This is a genomic window from Kitasatospora aureofaciens, assembly GCF_019192735.1.
GTDB classification, from domain to species: domain Bacteria; phylum Actinomycetota; class Actinomycetes; order Streptomycetales; family Streptomycetaceae; genus Kitasatospora; species Kitasatospora aureofaciens_A.
The window spans coordinates 107737-127492 of the sequence record NZ_JAHTKP010000021.1; the positions used below are offsets into that span (position 1 = coordinate 107737).

21 protein-coding genes are annotated in these 19756 nt (G+C 72.5%); 11 read left to right on the forward strand and 10 right to left on the reverse strand.

The window, feature by feature from the left end; translation table 11 throughout:
* Window positions 1-91: 91 nt before the first annotated feature.
* The 4 genes from glnII to KV557_RS21615 form a co-directional block, all read right to left on the reverse strand.
* On the reverse strand, window positions 92-1114 hold the full coding sequence (glnII, locus tag KV557_RS21600; protein ID WP_218202666.1) for a glutamine synthetase: 1023 nt from the start codon (window positions 1112-1114) through the stop codon (window positions 92-94).
* A gap of 169 nt (window positions 1115-1283) precedes the next feature.
* The gene (locus KV557_RS21605; protein WP_218202667.1) at window positions 1284-2282 is read right to left on the reverse strand and encodes an SCO1860 family LAETG-anchored protein; all 999 of its coding nucleotides are present in this window, start codon (window positions 2280-2282) and stop codon (window positions 1284-1286) included.
* A gap of 186 nt (window positions 2283-2468) precedes the next feature.
* Window positions 2469-3146 carry a uracil-DNA glycosylase gene (locus KV557_RS21610; RefSeq protein WP_218202669.1) on the reverse strand — a complete coding sequence of 226 codons (678 nt, stop codon included), beginning with the start codon at window positions 3144-3146 and terminating at the stop codon, window positions 2469-2471.
* Between the two features lie 68 nt (window positions 3147-3214).
* A complete protein-coding gene (locus KV557_RS21615; RefSeq protein WP_218202670.1) occupies window positions 3215-4306 on the reverse strand; it encodes an amidohydrolase family protein in 1092 nt (363 codons plus the stop codon).
* Between the two features lie 173 nt (window positions 4307-4479).
* Here KV557_RS21615 and KV557_RS21620 point away from each other — a divergent pair, with 173 nt between their 5' ends.
* Window positions 4480-5565: a pyridoxal-phosphate-dependent aminotransferase family protein gene (locus KV557_RS21620; protein ID WP_218202672.1), complete on the forward strand. Its 1086-nt coding sequence runs from the start codon at window positions 4480-4482 to the stop codon at window positions 5563-5565.
* Window positions 5566-5619: 54 nt separating this feature from the next.
* On the opposite strand, the gene KV557_RS21625 is transcribed toward KV557_RS21620, so the two are convergent.
* Both KV557_RS21625 and KV557_RS21630 read right to left on the reverse strand, forming a co-directional pair.
* On the reverse strand, window positions 5620-7263 hold the full coding sequence (locus tag KV557_RS21625; protein WP_218202673.1) for an APC family permease: 1644 nt from the start codon (window positions 7261-7263) through the stop codon (window positions 5620-5622).
* 18 nt (window positions 7264-7281) lie between these two features.
* The gene (locus KV557_RS21630; RefSeq protein WP_218202675.1) at window positions 7282-7749 is read right to left on the reverse strand and encodes a DUF6087 family protein; all 468 of its coding nucleotides are present in this window, start codon (window positions 7747-7749) and stop codon (window positions 7282-7284) included.
* A gap of 90 nt (window positions 7750-7839) precedes the next feature.
* Here KV557_RS21630 and KV557_RS21635 point away from each other — a divergent pair, with 90 nt between their 5' ends.
* Complete coding sequence (locus KV557_RS21635; protein ID WP_218202677.1) at window positions 7840-8199, forward strand: hypothetical protein; 360 nt, start codon at window positions 7840-7842, stop codon at window positions 8197-8199.
* A gap of 207 nt (window positions 8200-8406) precedes the next feature.
* A complete protein-coding gene (tmpA, locus tag KV557_RS21640) occupies window positions 8407-9987 on the forward strand; it encodes a 2-trimethylaminoethylphosphonate dioxygenase (RefSeq protein ID WP_218202678.1) in 1581 nt (526 codons plus the stop codon).
* A 58-nt stretch (window positions 9988-10045) separates the two neighbouring features.
* Here tmpA and KV557_RS21645 read toward each other — a convergent pair whose 3' ends face one another.
* Entirely contained in the window at window positions 10046-10825 is a 780-nt protein-coding gene (locus tag KV557_RS21645; protein WP_218202680.1) for a GntR family transcriptional regulator, read from the reverse strand.
* Window positions 10826-11224: 399 nt separating this feature from the next.
* On the opposite strand from KV557_RS21645, the gene KV557_RS21650 reads away from it, so the two are divergent.
* From KV557_RS21650 to KV557_RS21675, 6 genes are all read left to right on the forward strand, one after another.
* Window positions 11225-12391 (forward strand): ABC transporter substrate-binding protein, encoded by a 1167-nt coding sequence (locus KV557_RS21650; protein ID WP_218202682.1) that lies wholly within the window; start codon window positions 11225-11227, stop codon window positions 12389-12391.
* Between the two features lie 7 nt (window positions 12392-12398).
* Window positions 12399-13382 (forward strand): ABC transporter permease, encoded by a 984-nt coding sequence (locus KV557_RS21655; RefSeq protein ID WP_218202684.1) that lies wholly within the window; start codon window positions 12399-12401, stop codon window positions 13380-13382.
* The gene (locus KV557_RS21660; RefSeq protein WP_374106661.1) at window positions 13382-14191 is read left to right on the forward strand and encodes an ABC transporter permease; all 810 of its coding nucleotides are present in this window, start codon (window positions 13382-13384) and stop codon (window positions 14189-14191) included. Before KV557_RS21655 ends, KV557_RS21660 begins: the two co-directional genes overlap by 1 nt.
* A 31-nt stretch (window positions 14192-14222) precedes the next feature.
* Entirely contained in the window at window positions 14223-15308 is a 1086-nt protein-coding gene (locus tag KV557_RS21665; protein ID WP_218202687.1) for an ABC transporter ATP-binding protein, read from the forward strand.
* Window positions 15309-15371: 63 nt separating this feature from the next.
* Entirely contained in the window at window positions 15372-16061 is a 690-nt protein-coding gene (locus KV557_RS21670) for an HAD family hydrolase (RefSeq protein ID WP_218202689.1), read from the forward strand.
* A 7-nt stretch (window positions 16062-16068) separates the two neighbouring features.
* Window positions 16069-16389, forward strand: a complete 321-nt coding sequence (locus KV557_RS21675) for a DMT family transporter (RefSeq protein WP_218202691.1) — start codon at window positions 16069-16071, stop codon at window positions 16387-16389.
* 64 nt (window positions 16390-16453) lie between these two features.
* On the opposite strand, the gene KV557_RS21680 is transcribed toward KV557_RS21675, so the two are convergent.
* The 3 genes from KV557_RS21680 to KV557_RS21690 form a co-directional block, all read right to left on the reverse strand.
* On the reverse strand, window positions 16454-16966 hold the full coding sequence (locus tag KV557_RS21680) for a pyridoxamine 5'-phosphate oxidase family protein (RefSeq protein WP_218202693.1): 513 nt from the start codon (window positions 16964-16966) through the stop codon (window positions 16454-16456).
* Between the two features lie 119 nt (window positions 16967-17085).
* Window positions 17086-17757 (reverse strand): phosphatase PAP2 family protein, encoded by a 672-nt coding sequence (locus KV557_RS21685; RefSeq protein ID WP_218202695.1) that lies wholly within the window; start codon window positions 17755-17757, stop codon window positions 17086-17088.
* Window positions 17754-18422: a DedA family protein gene (locus KV557_RS21690; protein WP_218202696.1), complete on the reverse strand. Its 669-nt coding sequence runs from the start codon at window positions 18420-18422 to the stop codon at window positions 17754-17756. Before KV557_RS21690 ends, KV557_RS21685 begins: the two co-directional genes overlap by 4 nt.
* Window positions 18423-18536: 114 nt before the next feature.
* On the opposite strand from KV557_RS21690, the gene KV557_RS21695 reads away from it, so the two are divergent.
* Both KV557_RS21695 and KV557_RS21700 read left to right on the forward strand, forming a co-directional pair.
* Complete coding sequence (locus KV557_RS21695) at window positions 18537-18926, forward strand: BlaI/MecI/CopY family transcriptional regulator (RefSeq protein ID WP_218202698.1); 390 nt, start codon at window positions 18537-18539, stop codon at window positions 18924-18926.
* Window positions 18923-19756 (forward strand): M56 family metallopeptidase (locus KV557_RS21700; protein ID WP_218202700.1); only part of this gene is annotated, 834 nt, incomplete at its 3' end. The genes KV557_RS21695 and KV557_RS21700, both read left to right, overlap by 4 nt.

Genomic DNA, 19756 nt, shown 5'->3' on the forward strand with positions numbered 1-19756 from the left:
AGGTTGACCACAGATGCCTCCGGGCGGAAACGGCCGCAGGCCCTTCCCGCACCGGGGGAAGGGCCTGCGGCCGTACGCGACTTCAGCCGGATCAGACCTGGCCGGCCTTCTCCAGGGCCTCGCAGCAGGTGTTGATCAGGAGGCGGGTGACGACGTAGGGGTCGATGTTCGCGTTCGGGCGACGGTCCTCGATGTAGCCCTTCTGCTCCACCTCGACCTGCCACGGGATGCGGACGGAGGCACCGCGGTTGGAGACGCCGTAGCTGTAGACGTTCCACGGGGCGGTCTCGTGCTTGCCGGTCAGGCGGGACTGGATGTCGTCACCGTACTGGCTGACGTGCTCCAGCACCTTCTCCTGGGAGGCGCCGAGCGACTCGCAGGCGGTGATGATGGCGTCGTAGCCCTCGCGCATCGCCTTGGTGGAGAAGTTGGTGTGCGCACCCGCGCCGTTCCAGTCGCCACGCGCCGGCTTGGCGTCCAGGGTGGCGTCGATGCCGAACTCCTCGGCGGTGCGGTACAGCAGGTAGCGGGCGATCCACAGGTCGTCGGAGACGGTCAGGGCCTCGACCGGGCCGATCTGGAACTCCCACTGGCCGGGCATGACCTCGGCGTTGATGCCGCAGATCGCCAGGCCGGCGTCGATGCAGCGGTCCAGGTGCAGCTCGACGATCTCGCGGCCGAAGACCTCCTCGGCGCCGACACCGCAGTAGTAGCCGCCCTGCGGGGCCGGGAAGCCGCCCTCCGGGAAGCCGAGCGGGCGGGAGCCCTTGAAGAAGGTGTACTCCTGCTCGATGCCGAAGATCGACTCCTGGGCCGCGTACTTCTCGGCGACCTCGCGCAGCAGGGCGCGGGTGTTGGACTCGTGCGGGGTACCGTCGATCTCCAGGACCTCGCAGAGGACCAGGATGTTGTCACCGCCGCGGATCGGGTCCTTGACGACCTTCACCGGCTCCAGCACGCGGTCCGAGGCGTGGCCCTCGGCCTGGTTGGTCGAGGAACCGTCGAAGCCCCAGGTCGGGATCTTGTCCGCGTTGGCCAGGACGCGAGTCTTGGAACGGAGCTTCGCGGTCGGCTTGGTGCCGTCGATCCAGATGTACTCGGCCTTGATTGCCACGGCGGTGTACCTCGCATTGCTGGGTGGTGGGTGCCCGCGTAGCGTTGCAAGCCGCCGTTTCCCGGTTGTTCCTCTTGTGTAACGCGCATGTGAACCAACCGTCCGCGTTGACACGGTCACGGTACGGGAGTGCCGGGGATGGCACTCCCGTACCGTTCGGTGCCTCGGCTCAGTGCCGGCGGGCGTGCGCGGCCCGGCGGCGCCGGGTGGCCCACAGCGCGGCGGCGCCGCCCGCGACCAGGGTGGCGGCCCCGACGGCGAGCGGGCCGGTCGCGCTGCTGCCGCCGGTCGCGGCCAGGCCCGCGGCGGGCTTCTCGGTGGCGGCCTGCGGGCCGGCGGCGCGGGTGGTGGTGTCGGCCACCGGCTGGACGGCGGGCGCGCTGGTCGGCGCGTCCGTGGCAGGGGCGGTGGTCGGCGCAGCCGTCGGGGTCGCGGGCGGCGCGGACGGCTTCTCGCAGCTCACCGAGGCAACAGTGATCGTCCCCGTCACCTTGGCGACGTTCAGGTTCAGCGGGTTCACCGCCACCTGCACCTCCAGGGCGGAGGCGGCAGCCGTGGTCGAGGTGGTGGTGCGCTTGGAGAACTCCACCGAGACGCTGCCGACCAACGGCACGTCCACCTTGGCCGGCCCGTACAGGCCGACGGTGACCGGCTTGCCGAGGACGGTCAGCCTGGCGGGCGCGACGACGTCCGCGCTCGGCTGCCCGTCGACCGGGCAGGTCGCCTCGGCGCTCATCGCCTCCAGGCCGAGCAGGGCGGTGGCCGGCAGGCCCGGGGCGTGCACGTCGGCGTTGACGAGCTGGACGGACGCGGCGGTGCCCTTGGCGTCGGAGCGCGTCACGGACTTGCCGACGTCCGCCTTGACCAGGGTGACCGGGCCCTGCTGGTCCACGCCGTCCACCTTCGCGGTGAGCACGGAACCTCCCCCAGCCTCCGGCTGGGGGGACCCCCATCGCTGCGCGGGCGTCTCCACCTTGTTCAGCGCGAGGTTCACAGGAACGTCGATCGCCTTGTTCAACAGGCTGACGTCCAGGGCGAGTTCGGCGGTGACGGCGCGAGCCTTGCCGGGCGAGGGAGCGGGAGCGGACGGAACGGCGTACGCCGGCGGGACGGTGAGCAGCGTGCAGGCCGCGACGGCGGCTGCGGAAACGAGACGACGAGAAGACATGGCGGTACCCCCACAGGTGCTGTTGGCTCCGGAGCGCGCCCTGGACGTCACCCGCGACAGGCGGGGAGGGGCCGGCGCTCCGAACGGTGAGCCGCCAGTCTTCTCGAACGATCCGTCACACGAGTCACACGGAACGTCATTTCACTCGTTGGAGTGAGATTGACGCCCGCCACTGACCCCGATCTGCTACGGCAGCCGCCAGTCCACCGGCTGCGCGCCCTGCCGCACCAGCAGTTCGTTCGCCCGGCTGAACGGTCGCGAGCCGAAGAAGCCGCCGTTCGCCGAGTACGGGCTCGGGTGCGCCGACTCGATCGCCGGGACCTCCCCGAGCAGCGGCCGCAGGTTCCGGGCGTCCCGCCCCCACAGGATCGCCACCAGCGGGCCGCTGCGCGCCACCAGCGCCCGGATCGCCTGCTCGGTGACCTCCTCCCAGCCCTTGCCGCGGTGCGCGGCGGGCTTGCGCGGCGCGGTGGTCAGCGCGCGGTTGAGCAGCAGCACGCCCTGCTGCGTCCACGGGGTGAGGTCGCCGTTGGACGGCTGCGGGAGGCCGAGGTCGTTCCCGTACTCCTGGAAGATGTTGATCAGACTGGCCGGGATCGGCCGCACCTCGGGCGCCACCGAGAAGCTGAGCCCGACGGCGTGGCCGGGGGTCGGGTACGGGTCCTGCCCGACGATCAGCACCCGCACGTCGGCGAAGGGCTGCTGGAACGCGCGCAGCACGTTCGGCCCGGACGGCAGGTAGGTGCGGCCGGCGGCCAGTTCGGCGCGCAGGAAGTCGCCCATCGCGGCGACCCGCCCGGCGACGGGCTCCAGGGCGGTGGCCCAACCGGGCTCGACGATCTCGTTCAGTGGACGCGGTGCCATGGTCGCCACCCTATCGGCCTACGCCGACAGCGCGTTCAGCGGATGATCATGCAGCCGACCGGGCCCGGCTAGGCCACCGGACGGCCGCGCAGCACCACCAGCCGGGGTGCGGCCAGCACTCGGACGTCCGCGCGCGGATCCTCGTCGTAGACCACGAAATCGGCCGGCTCGCCCTCCTCCAGGCCCGGCCGCCCCAGCCACTCCCGCGCGCCCCAACTCGCCGCCGACAGCGCCTCCGCCGGGCTCAGCCCGGCCTTCACCAGCTCGGCCACCTCGTCCGCCACCAGCCCGTGCGCGAGCGAGCCGCCCGCGTCCGTCCCGACGAACACCGGGATCCCCGCGTCGTGGGCGGCGCCGACGGTGTCGTAACGGCGCTCGTGCAGGCGGCGCAGGTGCGCGGCCCAGGCCGGGAACTTGCCCTCGCCGCCGGCCGCCAGCTCCGGGAAGGTGGCGATGTTGACCAGCGTGGGGACGATGGCGACCCCGCGCTCGGCGAAGGCCGGGATCAGCTCCTCGGTCAGCCCGGTGGCGTGCTCGACGCAGTCGATGCCGGCCGCCAGCAGGTCGGGCAGCGACGCGGCGGAGAAGCAGTGCGCGGTCACCCGTGCGCCCTCCTCGTGCGCCGCCGCGATCGCCTCGGCCAGCGCGTCCCCCGGCCAGCAGGCGGTGAGGTCGCCGGCCTCGCGGTCGATCCAGTCGCCGACCAGCTTCACCCAGCCGTCCCCGCGCCGGGCCTCGGCCCGGACGTAGGCGGCGAGGTCGCCCGGCTCGATCTCGTGCGCGTAGTTGCGGATGTAGCGGCGGGTGCGGGCGATGTGCCGCCCGGCCCGGATGATCCGCGGCAGGTCCTCGCGCTCGTCGATCCAGCGGGTGTCGGCGGCCGAGCCGGCGTCGCGGATCAGCAGGGTGCCGGCGTCACGGTCGGTGAGCGCCTGCTTCTCGCTGGTCTCGGCGTCGACGGCGCCGTGCGCGTCCAGTCCGACGTGGCAGTGCGCGTCCACCAGGCCGGGCAGCACCCAGCCGGTCACCGTCCGGACGTCCTCGGCGCCCGGCGGGCGGGTGAAGCTCACCCGGCCGTCCACCACCCAGAGTTCGTCCCGGACGTCCTCCGGACCGACCAGCACCCGACCCCGGACGTGCAGCACCGCGCCATCGCTCATGGCCGCACTCTACCGACGGCCGCGCTGCGTGTAAGCACCGAAAGTACGGCAGACTCGTTCCGACCCCAACCACCCCACGTGCGAAAGGCCCCAGACGTGAGCGAGCGAAGCGAGCGAGCCATCGAAAGGTGCGCATGGGCGAATGCCCCTGCCGAGCGAAGCGAGGCGGGCGCATGAGCCCCTTCCTCGACCTCCCCCCGCTCAGCGCCGCCGACTTCGCGGCGATCGAGGACCAGGTGGCCGCGCTGCTGCACACCACCGCCGACGTCATCGTCACCCAGGGTGAGGCGCTGCTGCCGCTGGAGGCCGCGATCCGCGGCGCCGCGCACCCGGGCTCCACCGCGCTCAACGTCGTCACCGGCCCGTACGGGCAGACCTTCGGCAACTGGCTGCGTTCCTGCGGCGCCGAGGTCGTGGACCTGGCCGTCCCCTTCGACAGCGCCGTCACCGCGCAGCAGGTGGCCGACGCGCTCGCCGCCGATCCCGCCATCGACTTCGTCTCCCTCGTCCACGCCGAGGCCGCGACCGGCAACACGAACCCCGTCGCCGAGATCGCCGCGGTCGTCCGCGACCACGGCGCGCTCCTCATGCTCGACGCCGTCGCCTCCGTCGCCGCCGAGCCGCTGCTCACCGACGTGTGGGGCGTCGACCTGTGCGTCATCGGCGGCCAGAAGGCCATGGGCGGCCCGGCCGGGGTCTCCGCCGTCTCCGTCTCCGCGCGCGCCTGGGAGCGGATCGCCGCCAACCCGGCCGCCCCGCGCCGCTCCTACCTCTCGCTGCTCGACTGGAAGGAGCGCTGGACCGACGCCGGGCGCACCGTACTCCCACACGCCCCCGCCCAGTTGGAGATGCTCGCCCTCGGCGCCTGCCTCGACCGCATCGCTGCCGACGGCCTCCCCGCCGTCATCGCCCGCCACCGCGCCGCCTCCGCCGCCACCCGCGCGGGCGTCCGCGCCCTCGGCACCCTCGCCCCCTTCGTCCCCGACGACGCCGACGCGGCCCCCGTCGCCACCACCCTGCGCACCCCGGCCGGCCTCGACGCCGCCGCCCTCGCCGCCCGCCTCGACCCGGCCCTCCCCATCCAGCCCGGCGGCGGCCCCCTCGCCGCCGAGATGCTCCGCATCAACCACTACGGCCCGGCGGCCACCCTGGAAACCGTCCACTCCTGCCTGACCGCCCTCGCCACCGCGACGGACAGCGACGCCAAGCCGGGTCTGGTGGCAGCCGAGGCCGCCTGGACGGCGACCGTCCAGGGCTGAACACGCGAAGCGGCCCCCGAGACCACGCATCTCGGGGGCCGCCCAAACGTCTGCTCAGTGCCCGCCCGCGTCCATCACCTCGACGCCGCGGATGTTCCGCTCGATCTCCTCCGCCGGCAGGGCGACCGCCAACGCCCAGTAATAGATCACCAGGGCGAACGCCGCGACGACGAGGATGTCCCACCACAGCGGCAGATTGCCCAGGGAGCCCTCGCCGAAGGACCCCTGCCAGGAGATCAGGCCCATCCCGACCAGGTAGACCGGCAGCCACTGCCCCGCCTTGAAGTCCATCCGCGGCGCGTTCGGCACCCCCTTCGCCGCGGCGTACGCCGAGTACCCGCCGAGCAGCACGTAGCCGATCACGATCGCCATGCCCAGCCGCCACAGGGTGTCCCAGCCGGACCAGTAGATGACCAGGCTCGCCACCGCGAACGCGAGCGGCGAGATGATCGAGCCGCCGCGCAGGCGGTACGAGCGCTCCATCCCCGGCATCCGCTTGCGCAGGACCCCGAAGGCCAGCGGCGCGCCCGCGTACATCAGCACGACGGCCGAGGTGATGAAGCCGACCAGCCGCTGCCAGCTCGGGAACGGCAGGAAGCAGAGCACCCCGGCGACCCACGCGATGACCAGGCCGAGCCAGGGCACCGAGCGCCGGTCGGTGAACTGCAGGGCCTGCGGCGCGTAGCCGTTGCGGCTCAGGCCGTACGTCACCCGCGAGCTGGAGGTGATGTAGACCAGCCCGGTGCCGGCGGGCGAGATCACCGCGTCGACGAAGAGGACGGTGGCCAGCCAGCCCAGACCGATCAGCGTCGCGAGACCCGCGAACGGCCCGCTGATGCCCGGGTAGTCGAGCGCCCTCCAGCCGCCGGCGAAGGTCGACGGCGGCAGCGCTCCGATGAACACCACCTGGAGCATGACGTAGACGAGCGTGCCGATCACGACCGACCCGATGACGGCCCGGGGGATGTCCCGACGGGGGTTGCGGCTCTCGCCCGCCCACTGGATGGCCTGCTCGAAGCCGAGCAGCGCGAAGATCACGCCGCTCGTGCTGATCGCCGCGAGCACGCCCTTGGCCTTGTCCGGCGCGAAGCCGTGCACGGAGAAGTTGGAGCCGTGGAACTCCGTGATCCCGAGCGCGAAGATGGTCAGGATCGGGACGGCGACCTTCCACACGGTGGCCACGCTGTTGGTGTGGGCGAGCAGCCGCACACCGAGGAAGTTGATCGCGACGAAGACCGCGAGCAGGGCGGCCGCGACGACGAAACCGGCGCCGGTCAGCGTCAGGTCCTTGTGCAGCAGGCCGCCCGCCCAGGTCCAGTGCCGGGCGTAGTTGATCATCGCCTGGACCTCGATCGGCGCGATCGTCGCCGCCTGCAGCCACGTGAACCAGCCGAAGGACATCCCCGCGAAGCCGCCGAACGCGTAGTGCGGATACCGCGCCGTGCCGCCCGCCACCGGGAACAGCCCGCCCAGCTCGGCGTGCACCAGCGCCAGCAGGACGATCGCCGCCGCGCCGATCCCCCAGGACAGCAGCGCCGCCGGCCCCGCCGCCACCGCCGCCTTCTGCGCCCCGAACAGCCAGCCGGAGCCGATGATCGCCCCGACCGACGCCCAGAGCAGACCGATGACCCCGACCTCGCGCCGAAGCTCGGTATGCCCCGGCGCTGCCGGACTCGACTTCGTACTGGGATGAGCCATACCCGGCCACCTCTCCTGTCAGGGAAAATCCACCCCGACAGTGCCGCAGCCCCAGCACCTCCCCCACCCCGAAACGCGCTCCGACCCACCCCCCTCACCCGAACGGTCGCAGTCAGCCGCACGATGCGGGCGCGCCCCGAGAGACTCTCGGGGCGCGCCCGTCAGTTGTTCGGAGGAATCAGCCGACGGTGGCGCCCCCGTTCCCTTCCGCAGCAACGCCACGGGAGTGTCGTCCTGCGGCTCGATCAGCTCCCCGTCCCGCCGCATGATCAGCGGATACGCCTCCGAGAAGTCGGCAGCAACGGCAACCAGCTGCCAGACACGCCCGTCCCACTCGACCACCAGCCGGGGGATGTCCTGGAACGGATGCAGCCCCCGCCGGTCCTCGGGCACGATCGCCAACGCATCCCGCGTCCCCGGCGGCCGGTACCGATCGGTCCGGGCGGCATACCAGTCCGAGATCGATTCGTCGTCGGGAAAGACCACGTTCTGATCCTCCTGCTCGGCATCGCTCCGAGGTTAGCCCCGTTGCGCTACTTCGGTTCCTGATTGAGAACGCGGGGATTCCGGGCTGCGGTGGCGTTCGACGGCGAGGTGACGGTGGGGATGGCCTACGGCTACCCGCTGACCGCGAACACGGGCTGGTGGGACACCCTTACCGAACCCGTCCCCGAGGAGCTTCGCCACGAGGACGGGAATCGGACGTTCGGCCTGTTCGAGCCGGCGGTACGCCCCGCCTGGCGCAGGCGGGGCGTGGCCGGCGAGATGCACCGGGCCCTGGTGAACGGGCTGGACAACCAACGCGTGATGCTGAACAGCCGGTCTGAGGCGACGGCGGCGCAGGCCGCGTACCGGGCGTGGGGCTACCGCCAGGTGGGCACGGCGATTCCATGGGAGGGTGCGGCCGACCACGACGTGTTGGTGCTGGAGCTATGACGCGGTGCGGCGGGGCGGCGGGGGTCATATCCGAGCAGGTCAGGGCCACGGGCGCAACGGGTTTCGGCCACTACCTCCCGGCACAGTTCCCCCGACGTTCACCCGCCGGGCACGTACAGCTCACCGGGGACCGGCAGGCTCCCGGCCATGGGGGTGAAGTTGGCTATACAACTCCCCTCGAAAGAACGCCCGAGGAGGAGATTCGCCATGCCCGAGCTGCCGCCGTACTGGCTGCGCGACAACTGCCCGTGTGCCGAGTGCCGCGATCCGCGGACCGGGCAGAAGCTGTTCCAGATCAACGACCTGCCGGAGGATCTCGCGGTCGCCGCGCAGGCGGAGATCGAGGGGAACCTCGAAGTGCTCTGGTCGGACGGGCACCGGTCCCGCTACCCGCTGGCCTGGCTGGGCGCCGAGGACGAAGGGGACGGGCGGACGGAGGCGCACAAGCGGCTCTGGGTGGCGGCGGACTTCCGGCGCGGGCTGCCCGAGGCGGAGTGGGAGGCGTACGTCGGCGACCCCGCCGAGCAGGCGGCCGTGCTGAGTGCCGTGCGGCGCAGCGGGTTCGCGGTGTTGCGCGGGGTGCCGGCGGTGGAGGGGCAGGTGCGGGCCGTCGCGGAGACCTTCGGGTACGTGCGCACCACCAACTACGGGGAGCTGTTCGATGTCCGAGTCGAGCCGGATCCAAACAACCTGGCGTTCACGAGTGTTGCCATCGCGCCGCACACGGACAACCCTTACCGGGACCCGGTGCCCACCCTCCAGCTCCTGCACTGCCTGGAGAACTCCGCCACCGGCGGCGACTCCGGCCTCGTCGACGGGTTCAAGGCCGCCGCGATCCTGCGCGAGGAGGCCCCGGACGACTTCGCCGTCCTCACCCGCACCCTCGTCCCGTTCGTCTTCCGAGACCGCTGTACCGAGCTGCGCGCCGACCGTCCGCTGATCGACGTGGACGCCCTCGGCCGGATCCGCGAGGTGCGGTTCAACAACCGCTCGATCAGCACCCTCCGCGGGAGCAGCGACGCACTGGCCGCCTTCTACGCCGCCTACCGCCGCTTCGCCGCGATCACGCTCCGCCCCGAGCTGCAGCTCACCTTCCGCCTCGACCGCGGCGACTGCCTCATCTTCGACAACACCCGCCTCCTGCACGCCCGGACGGCCTTCCAGCAGGACGGCCACCGCCACCTCCAGGGCTGCTACGCCGACCTCGACTCCCTCGCCTCCACCCTCGCCGTGCTGCACCGCCGCACCGCCGCCCTGGACGCCGTCGCCGAGCTGTTCGCGGGCGAGGGTGCCGGGGAGTACCTGGGCGAGGCGGTCACGATGGCCGAGCACATGCTCCAGGCCGCCGCAGCCGCCGAGGCGGCGGACGCGCCTCCGCACCTGATCGCCGCCGCACTGCTCCACGACGTCGGCCACTTCCAGGGAGCCCTGCACGGACGGGATCTGATGCAGGGTCAGGACAACCGTCACAGTGACACCGGCGCACACTGGCTGGCCCAGTGGTTCGGCCCGGAGGTCACCGAGCCGGTCCGCCTGCACGTGGCCGCGAAGCGCTACCTCTGCACCGTCGAGCCGGGCTACCGCGCGCGGCTGTCCGAGGCGTCCGAGTACACCCTCAAGGTCCAGGGTGGCCCGATGGACGAGCAGCAAGCCGCCGCCTTCGCCGAACTCCCGGGCGCTGCCGACGCGGTGACCGTCCGGCGGTGGGACGAGCAGGCGAAGACAGCCGGCGCGCCGACTCCGGACTTCGAGCACTACCGCCCGCTGCTCGCCTCACTCATGAAGTGACCTGCTGATGAAGTGACCTTCCGGGGTGGGGAGTCGGGGCTCCCCACCCCGGACCGGCTCAGTCCATCTCCCGTGCGTGCCGCGAAAGCGCCGACGTGGCCAGCGAGTTGTGCACGCTGAACGCCACCGTCCCCGGCAGGTAGCGGTCCTGGGACCACTCCACCGGCGTGCCGGTCGGGTCCGTCGTGCGCCGCCGCTCGCGCAGCAGCGGGCCGCCACGGCGGCAGCCGAGCAGACGGGCGTCCTCCGCGTTGGCCGCGACGATGTCGATGGTGTGGTCGGCGTCGGTGAACAGGATGCCGTGCTCCCGCAGGACCTCGGTGTGCGAGACGACGTCCGGCGGCAGCTGGGCGACGATCTCGCCGACCCGCGGCGGGTAGATGGTGCGCTCGACCATCACCGGCGTGCCGGACAGGGTCCGGAGACGGACCGTCACGTACACCTCGGCGCCGGGCTCCAGCCGCAGCTGCTCGCGCTCGGCGGCGTCGGCCGGGCGACGGACCAGCGAGTCGAGGATGCCGCCGGGCTCCTCCCCCATCGAGTACGCCCAGTGCGTGAAGCTGAGGAGTTCGGAGAAGCTCTGCACCCGCGCGCCACCGAGCACCACGCGCCGGGTGCCGCGCCGGGAGGTGACCAGCCCGTCCGAGCGGAGCACGGCCAGCGCCTGCCGAACGGTGCCGCGGGAGACGCCGTACTGCTCGGCCAGCGCGCCCTCGGCGGGCAGTCGGCCGGCCTCGCCGTACGCGCCGGTGGTGATCGCCTCGCGGAGGTCGGCCGCCACCTTCCGGTACAGAGCACCGGCGGCGCGCTCGGCGGGCCGCTCCGGCTCAAGTGCCACGTCAGTCAATGTCCCTCCTGGGGCGGTGTCCTGCGCAGCCGTACCGGCGCGGACAGCCCGACCTTATCCCGCTGCGCCTTCGAAGCATCGCACCGAACGGATCACTCGCCGGTGGCCGGATTCCACCGTTCCCGCAGCCGACCCCGGTTCTGGGCCGTCCGTTCACCTTCCCGTCACCGGACTGCGGCGTACTTACCCCCGTCAGCGAAGTTGGCTAGTCAACTCGGACGGCACCGAACAACAGTCGGACGGCTCCGGAACGGCCACTCGCACGATCCCCCGATCTGACACCGCTGCACCTCACCGCGCAGCGACCCCTTGCAGCAACGCCCGCAGTAACGCCCGCAGTGCCCCCTGCAGTGACCCCTCGCAGTACACCCCCGATCAGGAGACTGACCAGTGTCCGTGCACCGCGCCCGCTCCGCCGCCTTCGCGGCCGTCCTGACCGCCGCCGCGCTCTCCCTCACCGCCTGCGGCTCCGCCGGCTCGTCCACCGCGAAGTCCGGCGACGCCGCCGGTGGCAAGGACGCGAAGACCGCCACGTCCCTCGCCGACTTCGGCGGCATGGACGGCCTGGTCGCCGCCGCCAAGAAGGAGGGCAAGCTGCACGTCATCACGCTGCCCCGGGACTGGGCGAACTACGGCAAGCTGATGGACGACTTCAAGGCGAAGTACGGCATCGAGATCGAGGACGAGAACCCGGACGGCTCCAGCCAGGACGAGATCAACGCGGTCACCTCCCGCAAGGGCCAGGACCGCGCCCCCGACGTCGTCGACCTCGGCTCCGCCTTCGCGCTGAGCGCCGCCAAGCAGGGCCTGCTGGCCCCGTACAAGGTCGCCGGCTTCGACAAGATCCCGGCCACCATGAAGGACGCCAACGGCGCCGCCTACAACGACTACGGCGGCTACATGTCGATCGGCTGCGACGCCAAGAAGGTGTCCGTCTGCCCGAAGACCTTCGCCGACCTGCTGAAGCCCGACTACAAGGGCATGGTCGCCCTGAACGGCAACCCGACCAAGGCCGGTGCCGCGTTCGGCGCCGTCTACGCCGCGGCCCTCGCCAACGGCGGCTCGCTGGACAACATCCAGCCCGGCATCGACTTCTTCGGCAAGGTCAAGCAGGCCGGCAACTTCAACCCGGTCGAGGTCACCCCGGCGACCATCGAGAAGGGCGAGACCCCGATCAGCATCGACTGGTCGTACCTGAACGCCGGCTACGCCGTGAAGTTCAAGGACAAGGGCATCGACTGGCAGGTCGCCATCCCGTCGGACGGCTCCTACGCGCAGTACTACAACCAGGCGATCAACAAGGATGCGCCGCACCCGGCCGCCGCCCGCCTGTGGGAGGAGTACCTCTACAGCGCCGAGGGCCAGAACGGCTTCCTGGGCGGCTACGCCACCCCGGCCCTGTTCGACGCCATGAAGGCCGCCGGCACCCTCGACGCGGCCGCCGCCGCGAAGCTCCCGCCGGTCGAGAAGCCCTTCACCACCTTCCCGACCCAGGAGCAGACGGACGCGGCCAAGAAGACCGTGACCGAGAACTGGGCCAAGGCGATCGCGGGCTGACCTGAAAATGACCACGGCTCCCACCCCGGTGCCGGCCCCGGCCTCCGCCGCCCATGGCGGCGGGGGTCACCCCGGCTCCGCATCCCCCAGCACCCCGGCCGCCACCGCGGCGGCCGCCAAGGCGCCCCGCCCCGGCAAGCGACGCGGTCCCCGCGGCCGTGCCTGGCTGGCCGCCCTCCCCCTCCTGCTGTTCTTCGTGATCGGCTTCGGCCTGCCCGCCGTCGCGATCGCCATCGGCGCGTTCACGACCTCCACCGACGCCCCCGACGGCGGCGGAACGTTCACCACCGACAACCTCACCGGCTCGCTCCAGGGCGCGTACTTCACCGCCCTGTGGGGCAGCGTGAAGCTCTCGCTGCTGACCGCGCTGATCGCCACCGTCGTCGGCCTGCCGCTGGCCCAGGCCGTGGCCACCTCCCGGTTCCGGGTCTTCCGCGAGGCCGTGCTCTCCGCCTCCGGCGTGCTCGCCAACTTCGGCGGCGTGCCGCTCGCGTTCATGTTCGTCGCCACCCTCGGCAACGCCGGTGAGGTCACCAAGCAGTTCGGTCTCACCTCGCACGGCTGGAGCCTCTACACCTTCTCCGGCCTCTCCGTGGTCTACCTGTACTTCCTGGTGCCGCTGATGGTCATCACCATCACCCCGGCCCTGGAGGGCCTGCGGGTCCAGTGGCGCGAGGCCGCGTACAACAACGGCGCCACCGTCGTGCAGTACTGGCGGCACGTGGCCCTGCCGGTGCTGGCGCCCTCGCTGCTCGGCGGCTTCGTGCTGCTCTTCGGCGCCTCCTTCGCCGCGTACGCCACCGCCGAGGCCATGGTGGGCAGTTCGGTGCCGCTGATCTCGATGCAGATCGGCGACGCGCTGTCCGGCAACGTCCTGGTCGGCCAGGGCAACCTCGCCCTCGCCCTCGGCCTCGACATGATCGTGGTCGCCTGCCTGGTGATGGCCGTGTACCTGCCCCTTCAGCGCCGGAGTGCCAAGTGGCTCGCCTGATCAATCGCATCCGTTTCGGCCGCGGCGTCGTCCTGCTGATCTGCGCGGTCTACTTCGCCATCCCGCTGGCCTCGTCGGTGATCTTCAGCACCGACGACCACAAGGGCGGCACCACCTTCCGTGCCTACACGGACCTGCTGGACGCTCCCGGCTTCATGGACAGCCTCGTGCTGAGCCTCGAACTCGCCGGCGTCACCGTGGCCGTGCTGCTGCTCCTGCTGGTGCCGGCGATGCTCGCCGCCCGGCTCGGCGCACCGAAGCTCGGCCCGGTGATCGAGGTGATGTGCTCGATGCCGCTGGTCGTCCCGGTGGTCGCGCTCACCACCGGCATCATCGGCGTGCTGCGCTGGGGTCCGGACTACCTGCGGGACACCCCGTTCTTCCAGACCATCGTGGCCATCCAGGACCCGAAGTTCCCGGTAGTCCTGGTCATCGCCTACGTGCTGATGGCGCTCCCGTTCGCCTACCGGGCGCTGGACGCCGGGCTGCGCGGCGTGGACGTCGTCACCCTGGTCGAGGCCGCCCGCAACTGCGGCGCCGGCTGGATGCGCGCGGTGTTCACCGTCGTCCTGCCGAACCTGCGCAGCGGTCTGCTGAACGCGGCCGTGCTCACCGTCGCCCTCGTGCTCGGCGAGTTCACCACCGCGTCGATCCTCGGCTTCGCCCCCTTCTCGGTGTGGATCAACTCCAACGGCAAGAGCGACGGCCAGATGTCCGTCGCCGTGTCGATGCTCAGCCTGCTGATCGTCTGGCTCGTCCTGCTGCTGATGTCCGCCGTCGGCCGCGGCCGCAAGGCCGCGCGGTCCTGATCCACCCCACGCTTTCCAGGAGTTCCCAGTCATGACCACGGTTCCCGCCCCCGTCACCGGAGTCGCGCTCGCGCCCAACGGCGCCACCGTCGAGTTCCGGTCGCTGCGCCGCTCGTTCGGCGCCACCACCGCCCTCGACGGCCTGGACCTGACCGTCCACCCGGGCGAACTGCTCGCCCTGCTCGGCCCGTCCGGCTGCGGCAAGACCACCGCGCTGCGCATCCTGGCGGGCTTCGAGCAGCACGACTCCGGCGAGGTCCTCGTCGACGGGCAGGACATCACCGCGATCCCCGCGCACAAGCGCGACGCGGGCATGGTGTTCCAGTCCTACAGCCTCTTCCCGCACCTCACCGCGCTCGACAACGTCGCCTTCGGGATGCGGATGCGCGGCACCGGCAAGGCCTCGCGCCGCAAGCGCGCCCAGGAGCTGCTGGAGCTGGTCGGCCTGCCGCACCGCGCCGAGCACTACCCGCACCAGATGTCCGGCGGCCAGCAGCAGCGCATCGCGCTCGCCCGCGCGCTCGCCCTGCAGCCGCGGGTCCTGCTGCTCGACGAGCCGCTGTCCGCCCTGGACGCGAAGGTCCGGCTCTCGCTGCGCGAGGAGATCCGCCGCCTCCAGCAGGAGTTGGGGATCACCACCCTGTTCGTCACCCACGACCAGGAGGAGGCGCTGTCCATGGCCGACCGCGTCGCCGTGCTGCGCGCGGGCCGGCTGGAGCAGTGTGCCACCCCGAACGAGCTGTACTCGCGCCCGACCACCGCGTTCGTCGCCGAGTTCGTCGGCACCATGAGCCGGATCCCGTGCACCCGCACCGCCGACGGAGTCGAGGTGCTCGGCCGCCGGCACGCCGTGGACGGCACCGTGCCGGCCGACGGCGAACTCCACGTGCTGGTCCGCCCCGAGAACGTCGTCCTGACCCCGTCCGAGACCGGCCCGGCGATCGTCATCACCGCGTCCTTCCTCGGCGCCGTCACCCGGCTGACCGTCCGCCTGGAGGACGGCACCGAGGTCAAGGCCGACCTGCCGACCGAGGCCACCGCCGCCCTGCCGGCCGGATCGCGCGCCGAACTCACCCTGCCGGAGCGCCCCGTACTGGTGGACCGCCGCGCCGCCTGAGAGCCTGTCCTTTCCGCCGAGCCTCCGATGCCGAGCCTCCGATGAACCACCGAAGGTACCGCCATGCCTGAAACCGCCCTGCCCGACACCGCCCTGCCCGCCGCCGTCCTCTTCGACATGGACGGCACCCTGGTCGACACCGAGCACCTCTGGTGGCAGGCCGCCGCCGAGCTCGCCGACGAGCTCCACCACGCGCTCACCGACCGGGACGCCCCCGAGGTGCTCGGCCGGGCCGTCGAGCACACCGCCGCCCACCTGCACCGGGTCAGCGGCACCGAGCTCACCGAGGCCGAGGTCGCCGACCGGCTCGGCGAGTCCTTCGCCGACAAGGTCGCCGCCGAGACGGTGCCCCGCCCCGGCGCGCTCGCCCTGCTCGCCTCCCTCCGGGACGCCCGGGTGCCCACCGCGCTGGTCTCCGCCTCCCCGCGCCGGGTGGTCGACCTCGTCCTCGCCACCATCGGCCGGGACTGGTTCACCGTCACCCTCGCCGCCGAGGACACCGAGCGCACCAAGCCGGCGCCCGACCCGTACCTCGCCGCCGCCGAGCGCCTCGGCCTCGACCCGGCCGCCTGCGTCGCCGTCGAGGACACCCCGACCGGCGTCGCCTCCGCCACCGCGGCCGGCTGCGCGGTCCTCGCCGTCCCGTCCACCGCGACGCCGATGCCCGACGGCACCCGGATCACGCTGCTCGACAGCCTGGAACGGGCCGATCTCGCCCTGCTCGGGAAGCTCGGCGCGCAGCCGGCTGTTTGACACCGGCATGCCCTACGTCCTGCTCGCCCTCGCCATCCTGAGCGAGGTCTGCGCCACCAGCTGCCTCAAGCTCACCGAAGGTTTCTCCCGCCTCTGGCCGAGCGTCGGCGTCGCCATCGGTTACGTGCTCTCCTTCGTGCTGCTGGGCCGCGCGCTCAAACACATACCGGTCTCGGTCGCCTACGCCGTCTGGTCGGGCGCCGGGACGGCGGCGGTCGCCGGGATCGGGGTGATCGCCTTCGGCGAGTCGCTGGGGCGGCTGCAGCTGGCGGGGATCGCGCTGATCATCGTTGGGGTGGTCGTGCTCAACCTCCGCGGCAGCCACTGAGATCCGCCGAGGCCCGCGTCACGGCCGTGACCGACCACCCCGAGGGCAAACATCCGGTGGCAGGTCACCGCACCACCCGCGCCCGCAGGTAGTTGCGCCGCCCGAAGTTCGGCTCGTCCACCGCCGTCAGCTCGTCCACCTCGAAGCGGTACAGCGCCGCCGCCCCGCCCCCGGTGAGGTACTGCCGCCGGACGTCCTCGTCCTGCGCGAAGGCCGGGTACCGCCCCTGGTACGCGGCCAGCGCCGCCTCGGCCTGCCGCCCCCACGCCTCGCCCGCGCTGCCGGTGAGCTGGAGGCCGCGCAGCTGCTCGCCGAAGACCGGCGGTGGCAGGAACACGGTGGCGGCGGCCCGGGCCTCCTCGGCGAGGTGGTGGCTGTGCCGGGTGGAGCGCTCGCTGACGAAGTACAGGACGAGGTCGTCGTCGTACGCGAAGAAGGCCAGGTTGGCGTGCGGTCCGTGCTCATGGCCTGCGGTCGCGAGGGTGAGCACCATGGCCTCGGCGAGCAGGCCCTCGACGCCCTTGCGCAGCAACTCGGCGGGCCAGTCCCCCTGCGTGATGTCGAGTCGGTACGGCATGGCACTCCCTCCGCTGGCACGACAGAGCCGGGCGGGTCCCCCGTCAACGGGGGCCCACGCCCGGCTCACATGCTCTACCCGCCACCCCGTCCGTACAAGGGTCGAGCGGGACGCGAACGTCAGTACCGCGGCGCCTCGTACGAGTGCTGCCCACGGGTCACGACCGGGACCACGCCCGGACCGAGCAGCGGGCGCAGCGCCCCGCCCCGCATCCGGTCGACCAGCGGCCCGCAGCGCCCGGCCAGCGGGGCCAGCGCCACCGCGGCCAGGATGCCGACCAGCGCGCCGACCGCCACGTCGTGCGGGTAGTGCACGCCGACCCAGACCCGGGAGGCGGCCATCAGGACGGCGAAGATCCCGGCGATCCAGCCGAGTCGCCGGTTGACGAACCAGAGCGCGCCGGCGGCGGCGAAGGCGATCACGGAGTGGTTGCTCGGGAAGGACCAGTCACCGGCCCCCGGGCAGGTCTCCAGCGAGACGCTGCCGTGGATCTGGGCGCACGGCCGGACCTCCTCGACCATGCTCTTGAACACCGAGTTGATGCCGTACGCGACGACCACGATCACCGGCGAGGCCAGCACCCTGGCCATCACGACCGAGTCGGCACCGCGCGCCCGCCACCAGGCGTAGAGCATGAAGACGGCGAACAGGCCGAGGCCGACCGCCGACCAGACCTTGATCACGTCGTCCAGCCAGTGGGGGGCCGCCTTGGCCCACCCGTTCACCTGGGTGTAGAGACTGCCGTCGATGCCACTGCCGTCGTACACGGCGAGAGCCCGGGAGGAATTCACGCGTCACCTCCGTGACGGCGCGCCTTACGGGCGCGGAACACTTCGAGAACAATGGGGAGCACGGAGACAACTACTACCAGACCGATGATCGGTAGCAGATATTGGTCGATGCTGGGGATCGACGATCCGAGCGCGTACCCGGCCAGCACCACGCCGACCGACCACAGCGCACCGCCGGCCACCTGCCAGAAGGTGAACGAGCGGACCGGCACTTCGAGCACGCCGCAGAGCGGGTTCAGCACCGTTCGGACCACCGGGATGAACCGGGCGAGCACGATCGCCTTGCCGTGCCCGTACTTGGCCAGCAGTTCCTCGGCCCGCTCGACGCCCTCCAGCAGGCTCTTGCGCTTGGTGCGGCGCAGCAGCGCGCGGCCGCCGCGCCTGCCGATCACGTAGCCGACCTGGGCGCCGGCCAGCGCTCCGACCAGCGCGGCCGGCAGCACCTGCCACAGCTCCAGCTGCGGGCCCTTGGTGGCGCCGGGCACGCAGAGCAGGCCGGCGGTGAACAGCAGCGAGTCGCCGGGCAGGAAGAAACCCACCAGCAGGCCGGTCTCGGCGAAGAGGACCACGGCGATGCCGAGCGCGCCGAACGCGGCGAGCAGCGAGGAGGCGTCCAGCGGGTTCACCGCGAGGTGAACGGCTGGATCGGCGAGGAACTGAAGCAAGGCTGGCGGACCTCCCGTACGTTGGAGGGCGGTTCGCAGTGGAAACCGCCCCGACCGTCTACAGTGACGTAGACGGTCTACATGACTGTAGACGATACTGGAGGAAACGCCGCCATGTCCGACGTACCGTCCGCCCGCCGGCCCGCCGGGGAGCTGGAGGCCGAGGTGCTGGCCGCCCTCTGGTCCGCACAGCACCCGATGACGCCGCAGGACGTCCAGGCGGCGCTCGGCGGGGACCTCGCCCGCACCACCATCGCCACGATCCTCGCCCGGCTGCACGACAAGGGCACCGTGGAGCGCACCCGCGCGGGCCGCGCCTACGCGTACACCCCGACCGTCCAGGACACGGCCGGCCTGGCCGCGCGCCGGATGCACACCGAGCTCGGCCGGGAGGCCGACCGCTCCACCGTGCTCGCCCGCTTCGTCTCCGACCTCTCCGCCGAGGACGAGCAGCTGCTCCGCGAACTGCTGGGCGACGGCGCCCCCGGGGCGGCCGCGCCATGATGATCGCCGTCTGGGCCCCGCTGCTGCTGCCGTTCCTGGCCGCCCCGCTGGCCCGCCGCCTCGCCGACGCGCTGCCGCCCCGGGCCGCCGCCTGGATGCTCGCCGGGTCGGCCGCCGTGCTGGCCGGCGGCACGCTCTGCTCGCTCGGCCTGCTCGCCGCCGCCGGACTGCTCCAGCTGCCGCCGGTCGCCGCGTTCGGCCACCTCTCGCTGCCCTGGCTCACCACCGCCGCGCCCAGCGCGCCCCTGGCGGCCGCGGTGGCCGCCCTGGCGCTCGCCGCGCTGACCGCGCTGGCCGTCCGGACCGCCCGTCGGCGCCGGCTCGACCTGCGCCGCGCCTGGGCCGCCCTGCCCGCCAGTGACCGGCATGTGGACACGCGCCCCCGGCGCGCCTCCATGCGCCGGGCGCGTACGCGGCGAGCCATCCTTGACTGCGCCCACGCGCTGCTCAGCCCGCCCGGGCACCCGCTCGCCGTCCTCGACGACGAGCGCGCCGACGCCTTCGCCCTGCCCGGCCGGGTGCGCCGCCCCGGCCGCCCGGGCGTGCCGGGCCGGATCGTGGTCACCTCCGGCATGCTGCGCGCCCTCACCGGGCCCGAGCGGGCCGCCCTGCTCGCCCACGAGCGGGCCCACCTCACCGGCCGCCACCACGTCTTCCTCGCCCTCGCCGAGCATGCCGCCGACGTCCACCCGGCGCTCCGGCCGCTGCGCGCGCCCCTCGGGTACCACCTGGAGCGCTGGGCCGACGAGGTGGCCGCGGCCCGGGTCGGCGACCGCGCCGTGACCGCCCGCGCGGTCGGCCGGGCCGCCCTCGCGGCGAGCCGTTCGCCC